Annotated in this window: 20 protein-coding genes; 7 read left to right on the top strand and 13 right to left on the bottom strand. The window is 69.7% G+C overall.

Annotation, left to right across the window (positions count from 1 at the left end):
- Window positions 1-255: 255 nt before the first annotated feature.
- From CAL15_RS04105 to CAL15_RS04095, 3 genes are read left to right on the top strand one after another with little or no spacing between them, the layout of a single operon-like run.
- Window positions 256-693: a VOC family protein gene (locus CAL15_RS04105; protein ID WP_086077412.1), complete on the top strand. Its 438-nt coding sequence runs from the start codon at window positions 256-258 to the stop codon at window positions 691-693.
- A complete protein-coding gene (locus CAL15_RS04100; RefSeq protein ID WP_086077411.1) occupies window positions 690-1,115 on the top strand; it encodes a VOC family protein in 426 nt (141 codons plus the stop codon). Before CAL15_RS04105 ends, CAL15_RS04100 begins: the two co-directional genes overlap by 4 nt.
- Window positions 1,116-1,153: 38 nt before the next feature.
- On the top strand, window positions 1,154-1,612 hold the full coding sequence (locus CAL15_RS04095) for a GNAT family N-acetyltransferase (protein ID WP_232468114.1): 459 nt from the start codon (window positions 1,154-1,156) through the stop codon (window positions 1,610-1,612).
- A gap of 64 nt (window positions 1,613-1,676) precedes the next feature.
- On the opposite strand, the gene azu is transcribed toward CAL15_RS04095, so the two are convergent.
- From azu to CAL15_RS04075, 4 genes are all read right to left on the bottom strand, one after another.
- On the bottom strand, window positions 1,677-2,123 hold the full coding sequence (gene azu, locus CAL15_RS04090) for an azurin (protein WP_086077410.1): 447 nt from the start codon (window positions 2,121-2,123) through the stop codon (window positions 1,677-1,679).
- 104 nt (window positions 2,124-2,227) lie between these two features.
- Window positions 2,228-2,944, bottom strand: coding sequence for an SDR family NAD(P)-dependent oxidoreductase (locus CAL15_RS04085; RefSeq protein ID WP_232468113.1), 717 nt, complete (start codon window positions 2,942-2,944; stop codon window positions 2,228-2,230).
- Window positions 2,934-3,896, bottom strand: a complete 963-nt coding sequence (locus CAL15_RS04080) for a Bug family tripartite tricarboxylate transporter substrate binding protein (protein WP_086077409.1) — start codon at window positions 3,894-3,896, stop codon at window positions 2,934-2,936. The genes CAL15_RS04085 and CAL15_RS04080 overlap by 11 nt, the downstream gene beginning before the upstream one ends.
- A 66-nt stretch (window positions 3,897-3,962) precedes the next feature.
- On the bottom strand, window positions 3,963-4,901 hold the full coding sequence (locus CAL15_RS04075) for a dihydrodipicolinate synthase family protein (protein WP_086077408.1): 939 nt from the start codon (window positions 4,899-4,901) through the stop codon (window positions 3,963-3,965).
- 107 nt (window positions 4,902-5,008) lie between these two features.
- Between CAL15_RS04075 and CAL15_RS04070 the strand changes: the two genes are divergently transcribed.
- Entirely contained in the window at window positions 5,009-5,941 is a 933-nt protein-coding gene (locus tag CAL15_RS04070) for a LysR family transcriptional regulator (RefSeq protein ID WP_086077407.1), read from the top strand.
- A gap of 71 nt (window positions 5,942-6,012) precedes the next feature.
- Here the strand turns inward: CAL15_RS04070 and dcd are convergent, their stop codons facing one another.
- The 4 genes from dcd to apbC all read right to left on the bottom strand — a co-directional run bounded on the left by dcd (window position 6,013) and on the right by apbC (window position 13,557).
- Window positions 6,013-6,576 (bottom strand): dCTP deaminase, encoded by a 564-nt coding sequence (dcd, locus tag CAL15_RS04065; RefSeq protein ID WP_086077406.1) that lies wholly within the window; start codon window positions 6,574-6,576, stop codon window positions 6,013-6,015.
- 94 nt (window positions 6,577-6,670) lie between these two features.
- Window positions 6,671-10,540: a translocation/assembly module TamB domain-containing protein gene (locus CAL15_RS04060; protein WP_232468112.1), complete on the bottom strand. Its 3,870-nt coding sequence runs from the start codon at window positions 10,538-10,540 to the stop codon at window positions 6,671-6,673.
- Window positions 10,537-12,465, bottom strand: coding sequence for an autotransporter assembly complex protein TamA (locus tag CAL15_RS04055; protein ID WP_086077405.1), 1,929 nt, complete (start codon window positions 12,463-12,465; stop codon window positions 10,537-10,539). Before CAL15_RS04055 ends, CAL15_RS04060 begins: the two co-directional genes overlap by 4 nt.
- Window positions 12,466-12,468: 3 nt before the next feature.
- Window positions 12,469-13,557, bottom strand: a complete 1,089-nt coding sequence (apbC, locus tag CAL15_RS04050) for an iron-sulfur cluster carrier protein ApbC (protein ID WP_086077404.1) — start codon at window positions 13,555-13,557, stop codon at window positions 12,469-12,471.
- A gap of 101 nt (window positions 13,558-13,658) precedes the next feature.
- On the opposite strand from apbC, the gene CAL15_RS04045 reads away from it, so the two are divergent.
- Window positions 13,659-13,934: a hypothetical protein gene (locus tag CAL15_RS04045; RefSeq protein ID WP_086077403.1), complete on the top strand. Its 276-nt coding sequence runs from the start codon at window positions 13,659-13,661 to the stop codon at window positions 13,932-13,934.
- A gap of 246 nt (window positions 13,935-14,180) precedes the next feature.
- Window positions 14,181-16,286, top strand: coding sequence for a methionine--tRNA ligase (gene metG, locus CAL15_RS04040; protein ID WP_086077402.1), 2,106 nt, complete (start codon window positions 14,181-14,183; stop codon window positions 16,284-16,286).
- 7 nt (window positions 16,287-16,293) lie between these two features.
- On the opposite strand, the gene CAL15_RS04035 is transcribed toward metG, so the two are convergent.
- The 4 genes from CAL15_RS04035 to CAL15_RS04020 all read right to left on the bottom strand — a co-directional run bounded on the left by CAL15_RS04035 (window position 16,294) and on the right by CAL15_RS04020 (window position 20,133).
- A complete protein-coding gene (locus CAL15_RS04035) occupies window positions 16,294-17,058 on the bottom strand; it encodes a sulfurtransferase (protein WP_086080914.1) in 765 nt (254 codons plus the stop codon).
- A complete protein-coding gene (locus CAL15_RS04030) occupies window positions 17,058-17,846 on the bottom strand; it encodes an META and DUF4377 domain-containing protein (RefSeq protein ID WP_086077401.1) in 789 nt (262 codons plus the stop codon). Before CAL15_RS04030 ends, CAL15_RS04035 begins: the two co-directional genes overlap by 1 nt.
- Window positions 17,847-17,965: 119 nt before the next feature.
- Entirely contained in the window at window positions 17,966-18,532 is a 567-nt protein-coding gene (locus CAL15_RS04025; protein WP_086077400.1) for an META domain-containing protein, read from the bottom strand.
- Window positions 18,533-18,561: 29 nt separating this feature from the next.
- Window positions 18,562-20,133 carry a GGDEF domain-containing protein gene (locus tag CAL15_RS04020; protein ID WP_232468111.1) on the bottom strand — a complete coding sequence of 524 codons (1,572 nt, stop codon included), beginning with the start codon at window positions 20,131-20,133 and terminating at the stop codon, window positions 18,562-18,564.
- A 156-nt stretch (window positions 20,134-20,289) separates the two neighbouring features.
- On the opposite strand from CAL15_RS04020, the gene CAL15_RS04015 reads away from it, so the two are divergent.
- The gene (locus CAL15_RS04015) at window positions 20,290-20,880 is read left to right on the top strand and encodes a helix-turn-helix domain-containing protein (protein WP_086077399.1); all 591 of its coding nucleotides are present in this window, start codon (window positions 20,290-20,292) and stop codon (window positions 20,878-20,880) included.
- Between the two features lie 85 nt (window positions 20,881-20,965).
- Here the strand turns inward: CAL15_RS04015 and CAL15_RS04010 are convergent, their stop codons facing one another.
- Window positions 20,966-22,684, bottom strand: a complete 1,719-nt coding sequence (locus tag CAL15_RS04010) for a hypothetical protein (RefSeq protein WP_086077398.1) — start codon at window positions 22,682-22,684, stop codon at window positions 20,966-20,968.
- Window positions 22,685-22,692: the final 8 nt, after the last annotated feature.

The raw sequence follows: 22,692 nt of genomic DNA, 5'->3' as shown, positions 1-22,692 counted from the left end.
CTGTGCGGATGGGAGGACTGCTGCGGAAACCCACGCTACTCGACCCTTTCATTATAGGTATCGAGGCAAGGGCCGCCAGCCATGCCGTGGGGGCGGGGCCGCCTTGCCAGGGCCGCACGCCCCGGCCATACTGAAGGCGGTTCGCAGCGGCGCGACGCCTGCCAGAAAAGCGCCCAAGCCCCCGTTGCATGGCCGCGTTGCGCATGCGCAACGCGTCACGCGGCGCCCGCTGCCTAACGCCCGGAAGGACAGCCTGTGGAGATACTGGTCAACATCGACGTCGACGATCTGCCGCGCGGCGAACGCTTCTATTGCGAGGCCTTCGGGCTGGCGCCGGGCCGCCGCTTCGGAGCCGACGGCGTTGAACTGACGGGCGCCAATGTGCGTCTGTACCTGCTGCGCAAGCCGGCCGGATCGCGCGCGGCCGGCGCCACGGACCAGATACGCGACTACGCCCGTCACTGGACGCCCGTGCACATGGACTTCGTGGTCGACAATGTCGATGCCGCCGTGGCGCGCGCGGTGGCGGCCGGCGCCCGGCTCGAAGACCCGGCCACCTCGCACGAGTGGGGCCGCATCGCGCATCTCGGCGACCCCTTCGGGCACGGCCTTTGCGTCCTGCAATTCACGGCCCGCGGCTACGACGCCATCGCGACGCCGGCTTCACCCCACGACCAGGAGGACAGACCATGATCACCGCGCCCAAGGACTACGCCCGCATCGTTCCGTGCCTGCGCTACCGCAATGCCGCGGCGGCCATCGATTGGCTGGAACAGGCCTTCGGCTTCGCGGCGCACCTGGTGGTGCCCGGCCCCGCCGACACCATCCTTCATGCGCAGCTGACGCTGGGCAACGGCATGATCATGCTGGGATCCGTGCGCGACACCGAGTTCGCGCAATACATGAAGCAGCCGGACGAAGTGGGCGGCTGCGAAACGCAGAGCGCCTACGTCATCGTGGACGATGCCGACGCGGTCTATGCTCGCGCGCAGGCCGCGGGCGCCCGCATCCTGGTCGAGATCGCCGATGCCGAATACGGCGGCCGCGGCTTCACCTGCAGCGATCCCGAAGGCCACATCTGGAGTTTCGGCACTTACGACCCGTGGCAGTCTTGATCGACACGGGGCGCGACGCGCGCCCTTCGAGCCCCCCGATGGACCACCCTGTCCTGCCTGACACCATGCAGTTCCTGCCCGTGGACGACCACGATTTCGACGCCATGGCCGAGCTTCGCGCGCTGGCCATGCGGCCCAGCCTCGAGCGTCTTGGCAGGTACGATCCCGAGCGATCTCGAAACCGGCTGCGCGCCACTTTCGTACCGGCCGACATGCGCTGGATCTGCCACGAAGGTGCGCGCGTCGGTTTCTACGCGGTATCTCGCGAGGCAGGCGCGATGCGCCTGGACCATCTGTACCTCCATCCCGACGCACAAGGACTGGGCCTGGGACGCATGGTCGTGCAGGCGGTCATCGCCCAGGCCCGCACGAACGGTCTGCCGCTGCGCGTCACGGCGCTGCGCGGCAGCGAGTCCAATGCCTTCTATCGACGCAACGGCTTCGTGCGGGCGGGCGAATCGGAATGGGACATCGAATACGAGCACGCGGCGCCCTGAGGCGCCGCGTGTCGCCAGTTGAAACGCGAGGGCCGGCGCAATGGCGCGCCGCCCTCGGAAGACCTCAGTCAGCCAGCTTCAGCGTGCCCTTCATAATGGCCCAATGGCCAGGGAACGAGCAGAAGAACATATAGTTCTGGCCGGCCGCCAGCTTGGACACGTCGAAAGTGACCGAGTCCGATTGCCCCCCGCCGATTACCTTGGTGTGCGCGATGACGCGAGCATCGTCCGGCTTGACGTAGTCCTTGTCCAGGCCGGCCGCCGTGCCGTCGGTGGCGGCGCCCTGCATGTCGACCTCGCGCGTCAAGACCCAGTTGTGCCCCATCGCATTGCGCGGCAGCTTGCCCGTGTGCTCCAGCTTCACGGTGAACTGCTTGCACGATTTGTCGACCTCGATGGCCTTCACGTCGAACTGCATGGCATCGTTGCCATGCACCGTCTGTTCGCATGTCTGCGCCCACACAGGGCCTGCCGCTGCGGCCAGCGCGGCCGCGATCATCCACTTGCGCATGAAGGTACTCCCGGGATCTTTGCATCTTGATCGAGCCTCGATTAGAACCCGCGGCGGCGATAGCCGATTTGCGCCAGATCAAACGGATGAGACGGCCGTGCCGGTCAGCGAACCAGCGACGCCCCGCCGCAGACAGTCAGGTCCTGCCCCGTGATCGCGGCGGCCTCGTCGGACAGCAGAAAGCTCACCATCGCCGCGATCTCCTGCGGACGTATCAGCCGTCCGATGGGCGGCAGACGCGGCGCGCTGGCCGCCCGCGCGGGATCGGCCAGCATGCCCGTCTGGGTCGCGGCAGGCGATACGACATTGACGGTGACGCCGCTGGCGGCCAGTTCCGCGCCCCAGCTGCGCGCCAGCGCGACCAGCGCCGCCTTCGACGCCGCGTAGAGGCTGCGGCCCGGCATGCCCTGCGCCACCCGGCTGCCCACCAGCACGATGCGGCCATTCCCGCCGGCGCTCAACGAGGGCAGCAGGCCCTGCGCCAGGCGCACTGCGGCGTCCACGTGCAGCGCCCACATGCGCATGCCGTCGGCGGGATCCAGCTCTTGCAGCGCGCCCACGCGCAACACCCCGGCCGCATGGACCAATGCACGGACATCGCCCAGCCCGGACAGCGCATGAGCGATGCCCGCGCCGTCGCAAAGGTCTGCCGCGACGTGCCGATAGCCCGGCGATTCGAGCGCCGGCGGGACTAGATCCAGTCCCGCCACGCGCCAGCCATCGGCCAGCAGGCGCTGGACGATGGCCAGGCCGATGCCGCCGGCGGCGCCTGTGACCACGGCCAGGCCGCGGCCGTCGGGCACGGCGGCGTCACTCGACACGGATGTGCTCCTCGTCGATGATGCGCTTGGCGCTGGCCATGTCCTCGCGCTGGAAGCGCGCGAAGTCCTCGACGCTGCCGGGCGTGAACAGCAATCCCAGCTTGGCATACTTGGCCTGGATGTCCGAGGCCAATGCCTTGTTGACCTCTGCATTGAGCTTCTGCACGACGCCGGCCGGCGTGCCCGCCGGCGCCCACAGGCCATACCAGCTGTAGTACTGGTAGCCCGGCAGCGTCTCGGCGACCGTGGGCACGTCGGGCAGATTCGGCAGGCGCTTGTCCGAGGTGACCGCCACGATGCGCAGCATGCCGCTGCGGTAGTACTCCATCGCGCCGAGCACGGGGTCGATGAAACCGTCGATGCGCCCGCCTATCAGGTCCTGGAACGCCGGCGCCGTGCCCTTGTAGGGAACCACCATGTAATCCAGGCCGCCCTGGCGCTTCAGCAGCGCGGTGGACAGATGGCCCGCCGAGCCGATCGAGCCCACCGCGAACGTCAGCTTGCCCGGGTTGGCCTTGGCGTACTTGAGCAGGCCCGGCAGGTCGGCTGCCGGCAGATCCTTGCGCACCGACACCGACAGCGGAGCCTTGGCAGCCATGGCGACCGGCACGAAGTCCTTCTCCACCGCGAACGGCACCGACGACATGGTCATGGGCGCGGTGACGAACGTGGAAGCGCTGAACAGCAGCGTATAGCCATCCGGCTTGGCGCGGGCCACCACATCCGCCCCGATGGTGCCGTTGCCGCCCGAGCGATTCTCCACCACCACGCCCTGGCCCATCTGGTCGCCCAGTTGCTTGGCCAGGTCGCGGCCCAGCGCGTCCAGCGTGCCGCCCGGCGGGAAAGGAATCACCATCCGTATCGAACGCTCGGGATAGTCGGCCGCATGGGCGGAAGCGGCGCCCAGCGCCGGCAGCGCGCACAGCGCGTACGAAAGCAGTCTTTTCAGCATGATTGTCTCCTGTCGTTATTGTGGATACGGCCCGGCGCTTCGCGCGGCGGGCCGACATGGCCACGCTCAGCGTTTCAACAGGTCCGCCTGCCGCAGCGCGGCCCGCAGCGCCCGCACTTCTTCTTCGCTGGGCGACTCGGTGGGCGGACGAACGGTGGCGTCGTCCAGCACGCCGGCCAGGTACATGCCCATCTTCATGCGGGCGTGCGCCTCGCCGGTCGGTTCGCCGGCGCCGTACACCGCGTCCTTCAGCGGTGTGATGATGGCCTGCACGGCCTGAGCGCGGTGCAGGTCCCCCGCCTTCACCGCCTCCCACAGATCGATGATCAGCTGCGGGATGAAGGTCGCGAAGCCCACCAGCGCGCCATCCACGCCCTGCACCATCGACGCCAGCAGATATTCGTCGTGGCAGGTCAGGATGGCCTTGTCCGGATCGGCATCGCGTATGGCCTGGATGTCGCGCGCATACTTGTTCATGTCGCGCTGGCCCACCTTGAAGGCCTGCAGATACGGCAGGCGCGCCAGGTCGGCCAGCAACTGCGACGAATACGCCGCCCGCGTCCAGGACGGATACACGTGGCACACCAGGTCGAGGTCGGGCGCCGCCTCGTGGATCGCCTGGAAATACTGCAGCGCGTGGCCCGACGTGAAGCCGAAGCGCAGCCAGTGATGGGGCGGCATGACGTCCAGCGCCGCCGCCCCGGCCTCGCGGGCCATGCGAGCATGGTCGGCGGCATCGGCCAGGCCTTCGCACACCAGCGACGAGATCACCGGCAGGCGCCCGCGCAGCTCGTCGGCCACGATGCGCGTGACCTGGGCGCGTTCGGTGGGCGTCAGCGAGAACACCTCGCCGGTGTGCCCATTGGTCATGACGGCGACCACGCCCTGATGCCCGGCCAGCCACGAGGCCAGCCTGCGCAGCGCCGGCTCGTCGATGCGATGGTCGGGCGTGAAGGGGCATGAAATGGCGGGGATGATGCCGCGATAGTTGGCGATGCAAGCCATGCTCTGTCTCCGGAATTGCGGTTGCTGTGGAAGCTATGATTGCGGAGGGCGTGGAGACCGTCCAATACTCCAATCGCATAGAACTATCTCCGTTGCGGAGCACAAGCATGGGGCCTGGCAATCGTCCATTGGACATGGAATGGCTGGAGGATTTCTGCGCGCTCGCGGAAACCGGCAGCTTCTCGCGCGCCGCCGAAGCGCGGGCCATTGCGCAGCCCGCCTTCAGCCGGCACATACGCGCGCTTGAAGAATGGGTCGGCGTCGACCTGTTCGACCGCAGCACGCATCCCACCGAACTGACCGCGGCGGGGCGCAAGTTCCGCCCCCTGCTTCAGCAGGTGCTGGCCGACCTGGAGGCCGCCCGCATCAAGGCGCGCGCCGCGCAGGCGCAGGGCGAGGCCAGCCTGCGTTTCGCGGCCACGCATTTTCTGTCGCTATCGTTCTTTCCCCGCTGGCTGGCCAGCCTCGAGGCCCAGGTGGCCATCGGGCCGATCCAGACCATGTCCGACAGCTTCCAGGCCTGCGCCGATCTCATGGTCCAGCGGCGCGTCCAGTTCCTGCTGTGCCACCGCCACGCGGGCGTGCCCAACCGCATGGACGAGCAGGCCTATCCGATGGCCAGGCTGGATGCGGACGTGCTGATGCCCGTGGGCGCGCCGGCCGACGAAGGCAAGCCACGGGGCCCGCGCTACACCGTGGAGCGCGAGACACCGGTGCCCCTGCTGGCCTACGGACCGGCGTCCGGCCTGGGGCGCATCGTCGACCACCATCTGCGACAGGCAGGCAAGACGGCCGACCGGTTCCGCGAGACCTTCGTGGCGCACCACGCCGCCCTGCTGCGCTCGATGGCGCTGCAGGGACGCGGCATCGCGTGGCTGCCCGGCGAACTGGTGCGCGAGGACCTGGAGCAGGGACGCCTGTGCCGGGCGGGCGGTCCCCAATGGGACATCCCGGTGGACATCTGCCTGTATCGGCAGCCCAGCGACATGGCGCCAGTGGCGGAAAAGCTGTGGGAAGTGGTGGCGGCGGCCGCGCGCTGACGCGCCGCCGCAGGTGACGCGGCGCCCTTTTTACGCGCGCCCTTTCGCGCGCGGCGCCGCGACGCCCGGCATCAGGTGCGCGGCAGGGTAACGCCGCGCTGGCCCTGGTACTTGCCGCCGCGGTCGCGGTACGAGGTCTCGCAGACCTCGTCGCTTTCCAGGAACAGCATCTGGGCGCAGCCCTCGCCGGCGTAGATCTTGGCCGGCAACGGCGTGGTGTTCGAGAACTCGAGCGTGACGTGGCCTTCCCATTCGGGCTCGAGCGGCGTCACGTTGACGATGATGCCGCAGCGCGCGTAAGTGCTTTTGCCCAGGCAGATGGTGAGCACGCTGCGCGGAATGCGGAAATATTCGACCGTGCGCGCCAGCGCGAACGAGTTGGGCGGAATGATGCAGACGTCGCCCTTGAAGTCGACGAACGACTTCTCGTCGAATGCCTTGGGATCGACGATGGTGGAGTTGATGTTGGTGAAGATCTTGAACTCGTCGGCACAGCGGACGTCGTAGCCGTAGCTGCTGGTGCCGTAGCTGACGATGCGCTGGCCGTCCGCGGTGCGGACCTGGCCGGCTTCGAACGGCTCGATCATGCCGGCCTCGGCGGCGCGGCGGATCCAACGGTCGCTTTTGATGCTCATGGTGTGACGCCTCGATTGAATGGCCGGTATTTTATCCGCTCGCCCGGATAGCCTGCCGCGCCACCGTGACATCGGCGGCGCGGCGGGGTTTCCGTCAATCGTCCCACAAGGTGCGGTACACCAGCGCCAAGCCGTTCACGCCGCCCCCCTTCAGGTCCAGCGACAGGCCGCGCGCCAGGCGATAGCTGAGACGGCCGACGGTTTCGCTGCCCGCCAGCGCCTGTTCGACGCTGAGGGTGATGCCGTTGGCGAAGCGCTTGCTGCCCACGATGAACTGCGTGGCAAGGTCGCTGTCGCTGTCGCGGTTGACGTCGCCGGCCACGGTGCGGTCGGGCAGCAGGCTGCCCGAACTGCCCAGCGAGCCGGTGCGCACGCTGACGTCGTCCAGGCCGAACTGCTTGTAGAACGGCTGGCCCCCGCCCAGCAGCGCCGTGCCCACCGACACGAGCAGCGCCGCATCGCTGCCGCCCTCGTCGGGACCGCGGCCCAGGACCAGCCACGATATCTTCTCCACGTCGCTGACGTCGGGGTACGAAATGAGGTCGATGCGCGGGCGCTGCGCGGTACCCGACACCCTCACGCCGGCCTCGACCTGTTCGCCGGTGCGCAGCGCCTCGATGTCGAGCAGCGGATTGTCCAGGCGTCCCTGGAAGGTCAACACGCCGCGGCGCAGCCGCAGCTTCTGGCCATAGGCCTCGATGCCGCCGCCGCGCGTGCGCAGCGCGCCCATGCCCGTCAGGCGGCCCTCGGCCATCTGCACGCGGATGTTGCCCAGCAGCCCGGCGTCCAGCCCCATGCCGGTGATGTAAAAGCGCGGACCCATGTCGAACTTGACGTCCATGCCGATCTGCATGGCGGAGCCGGACGGCTGCGCCTCTTCACCGGCGTGCACCACGCGCACGTCGTCGTCCAGCGTGGGCACGCCCTGCAGGATCTCCAGGCTGAACCAGCCGGCGTCGGCGACCAGGTCCCCGGTGAGGCTGATGCGCGGCAGCGCGGCGTCCAGCGTCATGGTGCCGGACACCATCGCGTAGCGGTCGGATCGCTGCAGCGCGGGGAAGCGATGCAGCTTCACCCGCACCTGGCCGCGCGATTCGGTCAGCAGCCATTGGCCGCTGGCCTCGACGTAGCCGTTCTTGGCATCCGGGTTGGTCGTGATCCATTCGCGCGTGCGCCACTCGGCCGGCATCACGCGCAGCGAGGCCGGAAAGCGCAGCGAGTTCAGGATGAAGCGGTCCCCATCCAGGCGCGCATCCAGCGTGCCGTCGACCAGGCGCACGCCGTCATCCACGCGCACCACACGCAGCTTCTGGCCGCGCACCGTGCCGCTGGCGGCCCATGCACCGCCCAGCGTGCCCTGCGCCTGCAGGCTGGCGTCGATCTCGCCGCCCACCTCCAGCGCATCGCCGGTGAACAGGCTGACCCACGCCAGATCGTCGATGTCGGCATCCAGGCTGGCGCGGATCGGCTGGCGCGGGTCCAGGGCCAGCGCGCCGCCCTGTGCGGCGGACAGCACGGCATTGGCCTGGCCTCGCACCGCCCCCATCTTCTCGGTCTGCAGGTCCAGCGTGGCGTTCAGCCGGCTGGCGGATGCGCCGGTGGGCGTGGCGTTGACGTCGAGCACCAGCCGGCGCAGGCCCAGCGGAATGGGCGGGTCGCCGGGAATGCGCAGGTCGCCGTCGCGGCGCGACACGCGCACGTTGCCCGCCAGCGCACCGGCGAACCGCAGGTTCCACGAGGCGTCCAGCGCGATGCGGCGCGGCCCCCCGGCGGCGGCGTTGACGCGGCCGGCCGCGCGCTCGGCGTCCAGGTCCTTGGCTTGCGGATTGAGGGCGTAGCGCAATTGGCGGACCATGCTGGCCGTGATGACCAGATTGTCGATCTGGCCGGCGGTTTCCCAACGACCCGCGCCCGCGCGCGAGCCAGCGTGCGCCAGCGCGATGCGCTGCTTGTCCGGAAACGTGAGCGCCAGCACCGTGGCGCCCACCTGCGTCTGCCAGGCCGGCGCCGCGGCGCCCGGCAGATACGCCAGCGTCATGGGCCGCTCGATGGCCACGCCGAAACCGGCGCTGGATGCGGTCATGCGGGTCAGCGTGCCGCGCCAGCCGGTCAGCGCGGCCTCGCCGGCAGGCTTGCCGTCGGTGGACGCCGCCGCGGCGCCCCAGCCGCCCTCCACGGCCAGGCGAGCCTCGGCCGGCGCACGGCCCAGCTGGCCCGCGCGGCTGTCCGCAGGCGTATAGGCGGCTTCGACCGTCGCGCGATGCCTGGACACCGTGCCGTCCACCTTGCCCTGCAGCTTCGCGCCGCCAGGCAGTCCCGGCCAGAATGCGGCCAGGCTGGGCGCTGCGGCGTCCAGTGACAGCGCTCCGTCGTCGGGGCCCATGCGGCCCTGCGCGCGCACGCGGTTGGGGCCCAGGCGCAGATCGACGTCCACGCCGTCGATGCGCCAGCCGGCGGGCAGGCCGGCCGGCTGAGCAGGTGCTGGCGCCGATACCGGTGCCGGTACGACATGAGGCCCTGCGGCGCCCTGTTCAGCCGCTGCGGACGGCGCCGCGTTGGGCGGCAGCGCGGGCGTCGCGGCTTCGGCGGCGGACGATGGACTTGCCGCAGGCGCCGAAGCAGCGGGGGCGGCGGCCCCCGTGGTGTCGATATCCAGCCGGCCGCTGGCCTTGCCGGACAGCGGCTGGCCGTTCCAGCGGCTTTCCGGATTGATGGTCAGTTCGACGTTCGCGCGGCGCAGCGTCGTCATGTTGGCGACCTCGGCATCCACGGCCGCGTGCGCGCTCAACAGCGCGCCCGGCATGTCGGGTCCCAGCAGGCCGCCCAACTCCATGCGGTCGGCCTGCAGGCGCGCCAGCACGCGTTCCACGCCCGGCTGGCCGGGCAGCGGCTGCCAATCCAGCGCGGCGGCCAGGGCCGGCTTGCCGTCGCGCTGCACGTCGACCGTGGCATTGCGCACCGGGAAAGGCGCGGACGGCGACAGCCAGGCCTGGGCCAGCAGCGCCACGCGCCCGCCGCTGCCTTGCACGACGGCATGAACCTGATCGAGCGAGCCGTAGGCTTCCGCTTGCAGTTGCACCGGGCACGCGGACGCGGCGGACGCCTGCGTCCCAGCCTGCGCCGCCGAGGGCTGGGCCGATGGCGACGCCGCAGCGGTTTCAGATGCAGACCTGGTCCTCGCCCCGGTCTTCTGCCCCGCCTTGCCGGACGCCGCCGAGCCCTTGCCAGGCCTCTTTTTGGCGGGCTCGGCCGGCGCCTCGCCCATGCCATTGCGCGCCAACATCTCATTCACGCACAGCGGCGAATCCGGTCCTGCTCCCAGCGCATCCACGACCAGCTGCGCGCGAAATGGCCAGGGCTCGGCCAGTTGCGTCACGTCCGCCGTGCCGCGCACGTCGGCCGTACCCAGCTCATGACCCACGCGCAAGCTATCGATGCGCAGCTGCGCGCCGCGCGCTCCGCCCGCCAGGCTGGCCTGCAGGTTGCCCAGCGATACCGGCAGCGGCTGTCCATCCTGAGTCAGGGAGAACGCGCCTACGGCAAGCCGGTCCAGCTCGATCTCCACGGGGACGGCCAGTTCGGTAAGCGGCTCTCCCGGCGGTTGCGGCTCTTCGGACTGCGTCGTCAGGGCCACGCGCACGGCGTCGGCGGCCAGTTCGCGCACGTGCACCTTGCGATGCGCCAGTTCGGGCCAGTCCATGTCCAGGCGCAGCGCGTGCAGCTCGACCTCGGTGCCCGGCAGGGCCACGCGCAGGCGCCCGACCTGCAGCCCTTTCATCAAGCTGCCCTGCACGCCCTCGATTTCGCCGTCCAGCTGGGCCACCGCGGTGGTCAGCAGCACCCTCGTGCCGCTGGGCGTGCCCAGCAGCCACAGCGCGAACCCCAAAGCCGCTACCAGCAGCATCAGCATGCCGGGCAACACCCAGACCAGGCAGTAGCGCAGGCAGGCGTACAACCTTCTCAAAACGCGATCCCCAACGAAAAATGCAGGCGCAGGTCGCGTTCGCGCTGCCCATAGGCCAGGTCGAGGAACAAGGGCCCGGCCGGCGTGCGCACGCGCGCGCCCACGCCGTAGCCCAGGGCGACTTCCATGTCGCCGAACGAGGGGGCCGCGTCGCCCGCGTCGACGAAGAAGCCGACGCCCCAGCGCTCGTCGAAGTAGTGGTCGTATTCCATGCTGGCGACGGCCAGCGTGGCCGCGCCCACGGTCGCGCCGTCACGGCGTTCGCCGATGCTCAGGTAGCGATAACCTCGGATGGACCGCGCGCCGCCCGTGCGAAAGCCGAAGTCGTCGGGAACGCGCACGTCGTCGCTGGACCAGATGCGGCCCACTTCGCCGCGCAGCGTCAGCACGTCGCGTTCGCCGACCGGCCACCATTTCTGGCCGCGCACACGCAGCCGCGTGTACGGCTCGCCCGTGTTCAGCACCACGCCCACGCCGCCGCCCACGGCGATCAGGTTGCCTTCGCGCGGATCGTACTTGCTGTCCACGTCGCGTCGCAGCCACTCGGCCGTCAGCGTGGCCGTGGGCAGGTCATAGGTGTCGCCGTCGTCGATGCGCACGTGGTCGTGCGCGAGCAGCGCGCCCCAGCGCGTTTCGTATTCGACGCGGCTGTCGCCCGCGCCCTTGCGCTGCTGCAGCCGCGTGGCGCCCAGCGCGAAACGCGTCACGTCCAGGCCTTCGATGTCGGAATGATCGGCCACCACGCCGACCGAATCCTTGCGGCCGCGCGCATCGGGCGGCAGCAGGAAATCCATGAAGGCGCGCTGGCGCAGCCGGTCGACGCCGAAGCCGGTCTCCATGGTAAGCGGCTGGCCGAACACGACATTCTGCCGATAGGTGGATTCGAGCCGCACGCCAGCCTCGTCGTCCACGCCCAGCGACACCGCCGCACGCTTGGCCGGAGCCTCGACCACGCGCACCTGCACAGGCAGCGTGACCTCACCGTCCGAGTCCGGACGCACGCCGCCTTCACCCGTCGGTTTGGGTCCGCCGGACACGGCGGGATCGCCGGCGGGCGCCGTGGCCGCGACCTCGGCATCGGCCGGACGGCGCAGTTCTTCCGGCGTGGCGTCCAGTGCTGTCGTGTCCAGCGACACGAAGGCGCCGCGGAAGAAGGCCGTGGACTGCAGCTCCTGCTGCCACTGGTCCAATTGTTCCTGGCGATAGGCCTGGCCTTCGCGGTAGTTCACGTAGCGTCCGATCAGGCGTTCCGGCACGCGCTCCAGTCCCTCGACCTTCAGCGGTCCCATGCGCACCAGCGGCCCGCTGTCGATCGACACGGACAGCCGCACGCGAGCGGTCTCGGCATCGACCTCGGCGGAGGAATCCGTCATGCGGGCCAGCAGGAAGTCGCGGTCCATGACGGACTGCAGCAGCTCGGACTTGGCCTTGTTCCAGTCGGCGTTGATGAAGGGCTGGCCCTTGTGCAGCGGCCAGGCCTTGCGCCAGTCGGCAATGCGCTCGGCATACTCGGGACGCAGCACGCGCCCCGTGAAACGCAGGTCGACGGATTCGACTTCGGCGCGCGGCCCCGGCTCGATGACGATGTCCCAGGTCTCGCCGGCCACGTCGGTGCCGGGCGTCAGCGTGACCGTGGGCGTGAAGTATCCCTGCGTGGCCAGCGCGGCCAGCGTGGCGTCGCGCGCGCGGCGCCGCAGCCGGCCCGCTTCGCCTCCATCCTGGTCCGCGGCGAGCCGTGTGATCGCGTCGACGGCAGTGGTGATGCTCTGCAGGGCCGCGGGCGGCACGCCGCCCGGATCGATGACCACCTCAGGCGTCGCCGCCCGCGCAGCGGCCGGTGGCGCGTCGTCGGAAGCCGTAGTGGCACATCCCCCGCAGACCGCTGCGATCACCGCCAACGCCAATGCGCGCACTACTCCGCGCATCGCTCAGGAGGGCTGCTGCACGACGATGGAGGGGAACTTGCCCGCCATGTCGCGCGGCAAAGCGGCCACGCCGGCGGCCAGTTTGCGCGCGATGCCGCGGTACAGGCCCGCCGCCTCGCTGTTCGGATCGGCCGCCACGGTCGGATTGCCCGAGTCGGCCTGCTCGCGGATGAGGCGCGTCAGGGGCAGGCTGCCCAGCCACGGCACCTCGTACTGTTCGGCCATGCGTTGGCCGCCGCCTTCGCCGAAGATGTGATCGGCGTGACCGCATTGCGTGCACACGTGGATGGCCATGTTCTCGACCACGCCCAGCACCGGCACGTCGACCTTCTGGAACATGCGCAGGCCCTTGCGCGCGTCCTGCAGCGCGATGTCCTGCGGAGTGGTGACGATGACGGCCCCGACGACGGGCACCTTCTGCGCCATCGTCAGCGCGATGTCGCCGGTGCCCGGCGGCATGTCGACGATGAGGTAGTCCAGGTCGTCCCAGTTGGTCTGGCGCAGCAGTTGTTCAAGCGCCTGCGTGACCATGGGACCGCGCCAGATGGCGGGCGAATCCGCGTCGATGAGGAAGCCGATGGAGTTGGCCTGCAGACCATGGCCGCGCAGCGGATTCATCGACTTGTTGTCGGGACTTTCGGGGCGGCCGCTGATGCCCAGCATGGTGGGCACGCTGGGGCCATAGATGTCGGCGTCCAGCACGCCCACGCGCGCGCCATCGGCGGCCAGCGCCAGCGCCAGGTTGACGGCCGTGGTGCTCTTGCCCACGCCGCCCTTGCCCGAAGCCACCGCGATGATGTTGCGCACGTTGGGCAACGGCTTCAGGCCGCGCTGCACCGCATGCGTGGCGACATTCCAGGCCACCTGGACCTTGGCTCGCTCGATGCCGGCGCGCGCGAGCGCGTCCTCGGCTTGCTGGCGCACCTGAGCGACGAACGGCACGGCCGGATACCCCAACTGGATGGCGATTGCGACTTCCTGGCCCAGGCGGACGTCACCATCTTTTACAAAAGCGTTGAGGTCTAGGCCGGTGACCGGGTCGCGCGCGGCGCGCAGCGCCCCGCGTATCTGCTCTATCGTCGCTATACTCATGAGACTGGGGTTCCTTGGCAGCGCGGGAATCCGCCCCACCGTCGATCCACAAGGATAGCGGATATGCGGGAACCTTCCGCTGTGTTTTACATCCTACCCACATGAACGATATTTTCTCCCGCTTCGTGCGCGCCGTCTTCTTCGCCGTCATTGGCCTCATCGGCATGGCCATGGCGCTGGTCTTCATGATCTCCACCGCGTTCGCGGTCGGCATCCTGTACGTCGTCGCCAAGGTCCGCGGCAAGCCGTTCGGCGTGCGCGCCTACTGGAGCCAACGCCAGGGCGTGCGGCCCGGCCCGTTCCCCGGCGGCCCCGCGCCCTATGCGCAGCCGGCCGGCGGCGAGATCATCGACGTCGAAGTCCGCGAGATCCGGTAGACGCCGCCTGCCGTCCTCCTGGCCCGGCCTGCCGTCGCGCGGCCGGCCGGATACCAACCGCCGGCGCCCCGCGCGCCACGCCGTGCGCATCCCCGCGCCCGCATTGCCGGCATCGCCCCCAAAGTGGTCTGTCCTGCGCCCCCATGGCGGCGCGGCCCGTCCCGGCTTCTCGCGCCCGGCCCATACGCCCACGGATAATCATCCTAAAATAGCGGGCCTCGATCACCCCCCACGCGCCGCCTACCCATGTCACGCACGCTTTTCGTCACCACTGCCCTGCCCTACGCCAATGGTTCGTTCCACATCGGCCACATCATGGAATACATCCAGGCCGACATCTGGGTGCGGGCGATGCGCATGGCGGGGCACACGGTGCACTTCGTGGGCGCTGACGACGCGCACGGCGCGCCCATCATGCTCAAGGCCGAAAAGGAAGGCATCACGCCGCAGCAGCTCGTGGCCCGCTATGCCGCGGAACGCCCGACCTACCTGAACGGCTTCCACGTCCGCTTCGACCATTGGCACTCCACCGACTCGGCCGAGAACGTGGCGCTGTCGCAGGACATCTACGTCGCACTGCGCGAACAGGGACTGATCGAGACGCGCACCATCGAGCAGTTCTACGACCCGGTCAAGGGCATGTTCCTGGCCGACCGCTACATCAAGGGCGAATGCCCCAAGTGCCACGCCAAGGACCAGTACGGCGACTCGTGCGAGGTGTGCGGCTCGGCCTACGCGCCCACCGACCTCATCAACCCGTACTCCGCACTCACCGGCGCCACGCCGGTGGTGAAGTCCTCTGACCACTTCTTCTTCAAGCTGTCGGATCCGCGCTGCGTAGCCTTCCTGCGCGAGTGGACCGCCGGCAGCAACGCCGCCGGCACGCCGCGCCTGCAGGCCGAGATGCTGGCCAAGACGCGCGAATGGCTGGGCGCCGACGACGGCGACGCCAAGCTGGGCGACTGGGACATCTCGCGCGACGCGCCTTATTTCGGCATCGAGATCCCCGACGCGCCTGGCAAGTACTTCTACGTGTGGCTGGACGCCCCGGTGGGCTACCTGGCCTCGCTGAAGTCGTACTGCGCGCAGAACAGCCTCGACTTCGACGCGCTGCTGGATCCCGCCGGCGACACCGAGCAGGTCCACTTCATCGGCAAGGACATCATCTATTTCCACGCCCTGTTCTGGCCCGCCATGTTGAAGTTCGCCGGCCGCAAGACGCCCGATGCGATCAACGTGCACGGCTTCATCACGGTCAGCGGCGAGAAGATGTCCAAGAGCCGCGGCACCGGCATCTCGCCGCTGCGCTATCTCGAACTGGGCATGAACGCGGAATGGCTGCGCTACTACATGGCGGCCAAGCTGAACGCGCGCGTCGAGGACCTGGACTTCAATCCCGAGGACTTCGTCGCGCGCGTCAACAGCGACTTGGTAGGCAAGTACGTCAACATCGCCAGCCGCGCGGCCAACTTCATCACGAAGTACTTCGACGGCGCGCTGGCCTATGCCGGCGATACCGCCGCGCTGTCGGCGGAATATGCGGCGCAGGCCGAAGCGATCCGCGCCGCCTTCGAAGCGCGTGAATACAACCGCGCCATCCGAGAAATCATGGCGCATGCCGACCGCATCAACCAGGCCTTCGACAGCGCCCAGCCGTGGGTGCTCGCCAAGGACTACGCGAATGCGGACGAGGCGCGCAAGGCCGCGCTGCAGGACATCTGCTCGCGCGCGCTGGCCGGCTTCAAGGCCCTGTCGGTGATGCTGGCCCCCGTGCTGCCCGCGCTGGCTGAGCGCGTGTCGCGCGAACTGTTCGGCGGCGCCGGCAGCTTCACGTGGGCCGACGCCGGGCAACTGCCCCAGCGCGTGGCGCCCTTCCAGCACCTGATGCAGCGTGTCGACCCCAAGATGCTGGACGCGCTGTTCGAGTCGCCGGCCGATGCTGTGCCGGCCACGGCCGCGCCTGCCGCGCAAGCGGAAGCCGCCGCCGTGCCGGGCGGCGAAGCGCTGGCCGACACCATCACCATCGACGATTTCGCCAAGATCGACCTGCGTATCGCGAAGATCGTGAATTGCGAAGAGGTCGAAGGCTCGACCAAGCTGCTGCGCCTGACGCTGGACGTGGGCGAGGGCCGGCACCGCAATGTGTTCTCGGGCATCAAGTCGGCCTACAAGCCGGCCGACCTGATCGGCAAGCTGACGGTGATGGTGGCCAACCTGGCGCCGCGCAAGATGAAGTTCGGCGTATCCGAAGGCATGGTGCTGGCGGGCAGCCACGCCGACGACAAGGTCAACGCCGGCATCTACGTGCTGGAACCCTGGCCGGGCGCCGAGCCCGGCATGCGCGTGCGCTGACGCGCGCTTATGGCTGCGCGGCCTCGTGCATCTGAGGGGCCAGCGCCGGATCCAGGGCCACGCGCTCGTCGAATACGAAGCAGTTGCCCTTGAAGCCCACGCCGCCCGTCTCTTCGAAGTACTTCAGGATGCCGCCCTCGAGCTGGTAGACGTGCGGCACGCCGACCTCGGCCATGTAGATGGCCGCCTTCTCGCACCGAATGCCGCCGGTGCAGAAGCTGACCACCGTTTTGTCGCGCAGCTCATCCAGGTGCGCCTGCACCGCCGCGGGAAACTGCGTGAAGCGCTCGATGCGCCAGTCGACCGCCTTCTCGAACGTGCCCACGTCGACCTCGAAGGCGTTGCGCGTGTCCAGCAGCAGCACTTCGCGCCCCGCGTCGTCTCGCCCCTGCCGCAGCCAGCGTGCCAGCGTGGGGCCGTCCACCGCCGGCGCGCGGCCTGCTTCGGGCCGTATGGCGGGATGATCCATGCGGATGATCTCGCGCTTGATCTTCACCAGCATCTTGCGAAACGGCACCGACTCGGACCAGCTGAGTTTGGCCTCGAGGTCGGCGAAGCGCGCATCGGCGCGCAGCCAGGTCAGGAAGCCATCGATGGCGTCGGCCGTGCCGGACAGGAACAGGTTGATGCCCTCCGGCGCCAGCAGCACCGTGCCCTTCAATCCATCGATGCGCGCCCGCTCGAGCACGCGTTCGCGCAGGGCGTGCAGATCGTCGAGCGTGACGAACTTGTAGGCCGCGACATTGGCGACGCGGCATTGCGCAGCCTGCATCATCCGCCCTGCACCCTTTGCTCGACCACGACGTCCAGCACCCAGCGCACGCCGGCGGCATCGGCCGGCGGATTGGGATCGCGCACCTCGACGACCCGCAGCCGATACTCGATGCCCGGCCGGAAGTCGAACCCCAGGATCTCGCCGTACCACAGCTGCCAGGGCTGCGAGGGGTTGTCGCGCACCTGATAGCACTGCATCTGACCCGCGCCCGCACTGCAGGGCACGCGCTGCGGCGCCACGTAGACCAGCTTCGACAGGCCCGCCTGTCCGCCGATGATGGGATCGAGGCGCCGGCCGAAATCCAGCACTTCGCCCGTGTCCAGCACCAGCGTCAACCGCTGCGGCTGCACGTCGCTGTCCAGGCGGCTGGCCGTGATGCGGGTCAGCGCCGCCAGGTAGTCCTGTTCGAGTCTGCTGCGCTCGGCATCGGCGCAGGCCATGCGCGTGGCCACGGGGGGATGCGGCACGACCAGCAGCCCGTTGGCCAGCACGTACTCGCCGGAATAGCGATTGCAGCCGGCGAAGCCGGACAGGCGAGGCACGCCCTGCTCACGCGTGAAGGCCAGCGTGATGGGCTGCTCGCGCGGACTGGCGTGCGGCACCGGCCGCAGCGGGGCGCCCGGCCGCGTCCAGCGGGCCAGTTCCCAGCTGGTCTGGACCAGCACGTCGGAGCGGGCGGCCGCGGCATACGTGCCGGAGCCGCCGGCGGGCGGCGCCGAAGCGCAGGCAGCCAGCGCCAGCGGCAGCGCGAGCGGCAGCAGGCGGCGTAGGAAGGACGGACGCATGGCGATCTCCAGTAAAACGCACGCCGGCCCGACGGCGGGTCGGCGCAGGCAGCATTGTAGGCCGGCGTGCGGCCGGTTCCGCAGCCGCCGCGCTCATGCCTGTTCGAGGTGCGGGATCGCTAGGGCGTGGGCGGATCGGCGCGGCGCACGTAGTCGAGCACATCGCCGTTCTGCAGCGTGAAACTCAGCCTGCGCGGCGCACCGCCGCTGTCCAGGCTGAACGTGTGTACCTGGCCCAATGCCTGCAGATACGCCGACTCGAAGGCGGCCAGCTCGGGCTGCGGGCACGCCATGCGCGTGGCTGCGGGCGCCTGGATGGTCAGCGCGCCGCCGCTGAGCAGATACGTGCCCGCATGTCGATTGCATCCCGCGAAACCCGTCACCCGGTATTGGCGCCCCTGGGCCAGGAACGTGAGCTGCACCGGTTCGCCGTTGGCGCCGCGCGGCACGGCTCGCGCCGGGCCGCCGTCCGACCTGGTCCAGCGTTCGAGCTCCCAGGAAGTCTGGGCAAGCGAATCGGCGCTGGTGGCGGCATTCGCGGCCCCGGGCCCTTGCGCGCGCGCCTGAACCTTCGGTTCGGACGGGGCGGGGGTTGCCGGCTTGCCGGCGCAGGCGGCCAGCAGGACGGCGAATCCCAAGGCGAGCAATGCCGGCGGGACGGCGCGGGTGTACGAGACGATGGACATCGGCAGGACTCCTGGAGCGACAGCAGCCCCTACTGTAAACCCTCGCCATGCCGGACGCGCTGGGCCGGCGTATCAGGTTGCAGCGAACGGCCCGCATGGACCTGGTTGCGCCCGCGGGCCTTGGCCACGTACAAGGCCTGATCCGCGCGCGCGACCAGGTCGTCCGCCTGGTACGGCGGCGCCGGCCACATCGATGCCACGCCGACGCTTACGGTCACCACGCCGCCGCCGTTGCGTACGTGCAGATGTTCCACCGCCTGGCGGATGTCCTCCGCGATACGCCAGGCCGCGCGCAGGTCGGTGTCCGGCAACAGCACCACGAACTCTTCGCCGCCGTAGCGCGCGGCCACGTCGGTGGGGCGCCGCGCGGTCTTGCGCGCCACCCGGCTCAGTTGCCGCAGCAGGTCGTCGCCTGCCTGGTGGCCGTGCACGTCGTTGAAGTGCTTGAAGTTGTCGGCATCGATGAACAGCAGCGCCAGCGGCCGGCCCAGCACCATCGCATCGTCCCAGGCCTTGCGCAGCGCCGCGTCGAAGGCACGGCGGTTCAGCAGCCCGGTCAGGCCGTCGGTCTGCGCAAGTTCGGTGAGCTGGGCGGTTTCCGATCTGCCTTGGCGCATCACGCGGCGGAAGAACACCATCAGCAACACCACGGCGATACAGAACGCCGTGGTGGACACCCCCGCAAACCAGGCCCGATGCACCCACGGTCGCATGATGCCCTCGGTGGACGTGGCAATGCTGACCGTCAGCGGCAGGCCGGTCACGCGCGCGAAACTGTAGTGGCGCTCGGTCCCACCCACGTCCGAGATGAAGCTGCCGGACACGTGCTCCGCGTACTGCGACAGCAATTGCGCCGGCACGACGCCTGCGGGCGCGTCTTCCTGGCCGGGCCTGCGGCGCAACACGAGACCGTCGTCGCGCGACAGGGTGATCGAGTCGCCGACGCCCAGCGCGATGCGGCCGAAACGGTCATCGAGATAGGCCAGGCGCAGCGCGCCCACCACGACCCCGCCGAACGAACCATCGGGCCTGGCCAGGCGCCGGCTGATGGCGATGCTGGGATCGCCGCCGCGCAGCCTGCTGCGATACGGACCGCTTACGTACAGGCCCGCATCCACGCTGGTCCGGTGTACCTGGAAATAGTCGCGGTCCGCGAAATTGCCTTTTTCGGCTATGACGGAACGCGAGTCATGGACAACGTTGCCTTTCGCGTCCAGCACGATGATCGAGCCCAGGTAATCGGCCATCGCCGCGCGCTCGAACAGCAATCGGTGCGCCACCTCGGGACTGAGCAGGCGAAACTGCGGCTGCGCCAGGCTGTCGATGACGCCCTGCAACGACAGATCGTAGACGCGCAGCGTGCGGGTGATGTCGGTTTCCAGAAACCGGGCCACGTTGTTCGAGGCGATCGTCGCGCGCTCCCAGGTGGTTCGGCGGTCGTAGCGCAGGAACGCCGCGGCCGCGGCCACGGCAAGCAGCACGATGACGGCCGTCACCGCCATGAGTATGCGCAGCGTGGCGCGCGATCCCATAGCGGAATGCACGCCGGGGCGCGCACTGGCGCGCTCCCGCGCCTTGTCGCCGTGCCGCATCGACGCCATTGGCCCTGGTCTTCCTTTTTCGGTTTCTACGACTTACTTTTCCGTACAAAACGGAAAAAAAGATAGTATGTACACGCGCAATCCGCAATCAAAAGCACAGGCAGCCAACGCGTCCAGAAGGCCAGGTTGTCTTTTCCCGACGCCCGGAAGGCACACATGTCCGCGCACGATCCGGAGTTCCTTACCACCAGGGCCGCCGCAGAACTGATCGGCGTATCCGTACGCACCGTGCAGTTATGGGTCGAGGCCGGCCTCTTGCAAGCCTGGAAGACAGAGGGCGGGCATCGCCGGATCCTCAGCGCCTCGGTGGACGACCTGCTGCGCCGGCGCGCGCAAGACACCGGCATGAGCGGTGTCGACGACGGCCCGCTGCGCGTGGTCGTCGTCGAGCACGACGCGCATGTGCAGTCGACATACGAACAGGCGCTCGGCAGCCTGCCCTTTCCGCTGCAGCTGAAGCTGGCCGGCGACGGCTTCACGGGCTTGGTGCGCGTTGGCGACTTTCGTCCGCACGTGATCATCGTCGACCTGAACCTGCCGGGGCTGGACGGTTTTCGCATGATCCGTGCGTTGAAAGAAGCGCCGGAATCGCGCGATGCCGAACTGTTGGTGATATCCGCGCTGACGCCCGAGGACATCCGGGACCGCGGCGGCCTGCCGGACGGCGTCGTCACGCTGGCCAAGCCCGTGCCGATGAGCACGCTCCAGGCCCTCATAGTGCAGGCGCATGCCCGGCTGACAGATTAGCCTGCCGCGCCCAGCGCGGGCGCGGGCGCGGGCCGCAGTGTAGCGCGAACGACAGCGGGGCGGCATTGCGCCCCATTTCTTTTTCCTAGTCGAAATTGTGCGAGACCGACGTGCTGCGACCGTCGGAAAGATCCAACGAAAGCTGGTAATCGGCGGCCGCCGGATTGCGTACGGTGATGGTGTGCCTGCCAGCCGGCAGCGTCAGCTGACGCAGCGGCGGACTGACGCCGCGCGGCTTGCCGTCGACCAGGACTTCGCCCCACGGACGGATGTTCAGAGTGACCGTGGCCGCCGCGGGCTTGGGCGGCGCCTCGGCGGCGGCTGCGGCCAGCGCATCGGTGGACGCCGTCGCCGCGGGCGGCAGGTCCGTGCCGCTGCCTGTAGCCGTCGGCGTGGAAGGCTGCACCGCACCGGGTACGCCGTCGACGGCGGGCGCCGCGATACCGGACTGGGCCGTGCCCACGGATCCGGCGGGCGTGGATACCGAATCGTCCGCCAACGACGCGCCAGGAGAGGCGGACTGGCCGGGAGTGGATCCCGGACCGGATGCGGAGCTGACGTCCGCCAGGCTCGCGCCTGGCGCGAGTGGGGCGCCGCCGGGAGCCTCCGGCGTGGCCGTCGGGAGTGGCGGCGGCAATTGCGATGCCGAACCGGAGGGGGCCGAAGGATCGGCGGGCGTGGCGTTGCTCAGCGGCGGCGGCGCGGGCTGCACCGAACCGGGTGCGCCGGCGGAGGATCCCGCGGACGGTACGGCGGGCGCGCCACCGCGGTCCGCGACGACCGGCGCCTCGTCGCCTTGCATGCGCATCCAGAAGAACACGGCGCAGCCGATCACCACGAGAACCAGCAGCACCATCGGGATCGAGACCTGGGCCGGCTTTGCCGGCTTCGCCACGGGTGCGGCCGCGCGCTCACCACGGTCCTCGTCGTCGTCACGGGCGGGACGGACGGACGCAGGCACCGGAGCGGGTTCGGGGATGGGCTCGGGAAAGGAGTTCGCGATCGGCGCGGGGATAGGTTCGGGCGTGGCCGGCGGAGGCGGCGGCGGAGCGGGAGCCGCAGCGGGCGGCGGCACGAACGCGGCAGGGGGAGGCGGCGCCACCGGTGCGGGGGCCGCCACAGGAGCAGGCGTGGGAACGGACTCGCGCACGGCCCTGTCCGCTTGCACGGGCGGCACCGCGGCACCGGGCATCACGCCGCTCTCTGTCGCCGACGCCGCCGACGCCGCCGACGCCGCGGCGGCGACTCTTTGCAGCAGCGCGTCCAGCGTGGCGGGCCGTGTGCGGTGGTCCATCGACAGGCCCGCATCCACCGCCTGCGCGAAGCCGGCGGCCGCGGGGTCCTGCAGACGCTGCGCCAGCGGCACCTGATCGTCGCGCACGCAGCGCAGCAGCGCGGGGACGGGAGCCTCTCCCGTCGCCAGCGCGTACGCCAGCGCGCTCAGCCCGTATACGTCCGTCCACGGACCGCAAGGATGCTGCGGGTCGTCCGTGTACTGCTCGAACGCGGCGTAGCCGGCGGCGCGCTCGAAGCTCTCCGCATCGGCCGCGGGAGACGCTGGGCCCGCCAGCAGATGCGCGCGGCCGCTCTCGTCCATGCCGACGGTATCCAGCGACAGCGCGCCGTGCACGCGCCAGCCCGCATGCAGCGGCGTCAGCTCGGCCACCAGGTCGGCCAGCACGCGCGCGATGCGCGCCGGCGGCATGCCGCCGTGCGCCGCCTCGGGCATGTCGCGAAGGGGCCGCAGCGTGCCAGGCGCCGCGTCGATATCGCGCCCGTGGGCGCCGGCTTGGGATGGGTTCATAAGGGGCT

Source organism: Bordetella genomosp. 13, from assembly GCF_002119665.1.
Taxonomy (GTDB): Bacteria; Pseudomonadota; Gammaproteobacteria; order Burkholderiales; family Burkholderiaceae_B; genus Bordetella.
This window is presented reverse-complemented; position numbering and strand designations above follow the sequence as displayed.

Coding starts and splice junctions, on each gene's coding strand:
- CAL15_RS04100 (WP_086077411.1), top strand. CDS start 690: ATGATCACCGCGCCCAAGGACTACGCCCGCATCGTTCCGTGCCTGCGC.
- CAL15_RS04095 (WP_232468114.1), top strand. CDS start 1,154: ATGGACCACCCTGTCCTGCCTGACACCATGCAGTTCCTGCCCGTGGAC.
- azu (WP_086077410.1), bottom strand. CDS start 2,123: ATGCGCAAGTGGATGATCGCGGCCGCGCTGGCCGCAGCGGCAGGCCCT.
- CAL15_RS04080 (WP_086077409.1), bottom strand. CDS start 3,896: ATGCTGAAAAGACTGCTTTCGTACGCGCTGTGCGCGCTGCCGGCGCTG.
- CAL15_RS04075 (WP_086077408.1), bottom strand. CDS start 4,901: ATGGCTTGCATCGCCAACTATCGCGGCATCATCCCCGCCATTTCATGC.
- CAL15_RS04070 (WP_086077407.1), top strand. CDS start 5,009: ATGGGGCCTGGCAATCGTCCATTGGACATGGAATGGCTGGAGGATTTC.
- dcd (WP_086077406.1), bottom strand. CDS start 6,576: ATGAGCATCAAAAGCGACCGTTGGATCCGCCGCGCCGCCGAGGCCGGC.
- CAL15_RS04055 (WP_086077405.1), bottom strand. CDS start 12,465: ATGCGCGGAGTAGTGCGCGCATTGGCGTTGGCGGTGATCGCAGCGGTC.
- apbC (WP_086077404.1), bottom strand. CDS start 13,557: ATGAGTATAGCGACGATAGAGCAGATACGCGGGGCGCTGCGCGCCGCG.
- CAL15_RS04045 (WP_086077403.1), top strand. CDS start 13,659: ATGAACGATATTTTCTCCCGCTTCGTGCGCGCCGTCTTCTTCGCCGTC.
- metG (WP_086077402.1), top strand. CDS start 14,181: ATGTCACGCACGCTTTTCGTCACCACTGCCCTGCCCTACGCCAATGGT.
- CAL15_RS04035 (WP_086080914.1), bottom strand. CDS start 17,058: ATGCAGGCTGCGCAATGCCGCGTCGCCAATGTCGCGGCCTACAAGTTC.
- CAL15_RS04030 (WP_086077401.1), bottom strand. CDS start 17,846: ATGCGTCCGTCCTTCCTACGCCGCCTGCTGCCGCTCGCGCTGCCGCTG.
- CAL15_RS04025 (WP_086077400.1), bottom strand. CDS start 18,532: ATGTCCATCGTCTCGTACACCCGCGCCGTCCCGCCGGCATTGCTCGCC.
- CAL15_RS04020 (WP_232468111.1), bottom strand. CDS start 20,133: ATGGCGTCGATGCGGCACGGCGACAAGGCGCGGGAGCGCGCCAGTGCG.
- CAL15_RS04015 (WP_086077399.1), top strand. CDS start 20,290: ATGTCCGCGCACGATCCGGAGTTCCTTACCACCAGGGCCGCCGCAGAA.
- CAL15_RS04010 (WP_086077398.1), bottom strand. CDS start 22,684: ATGAACCCATCCCAAGCCGGCGCCCACGGGCGCGATATCGACGCGGCG.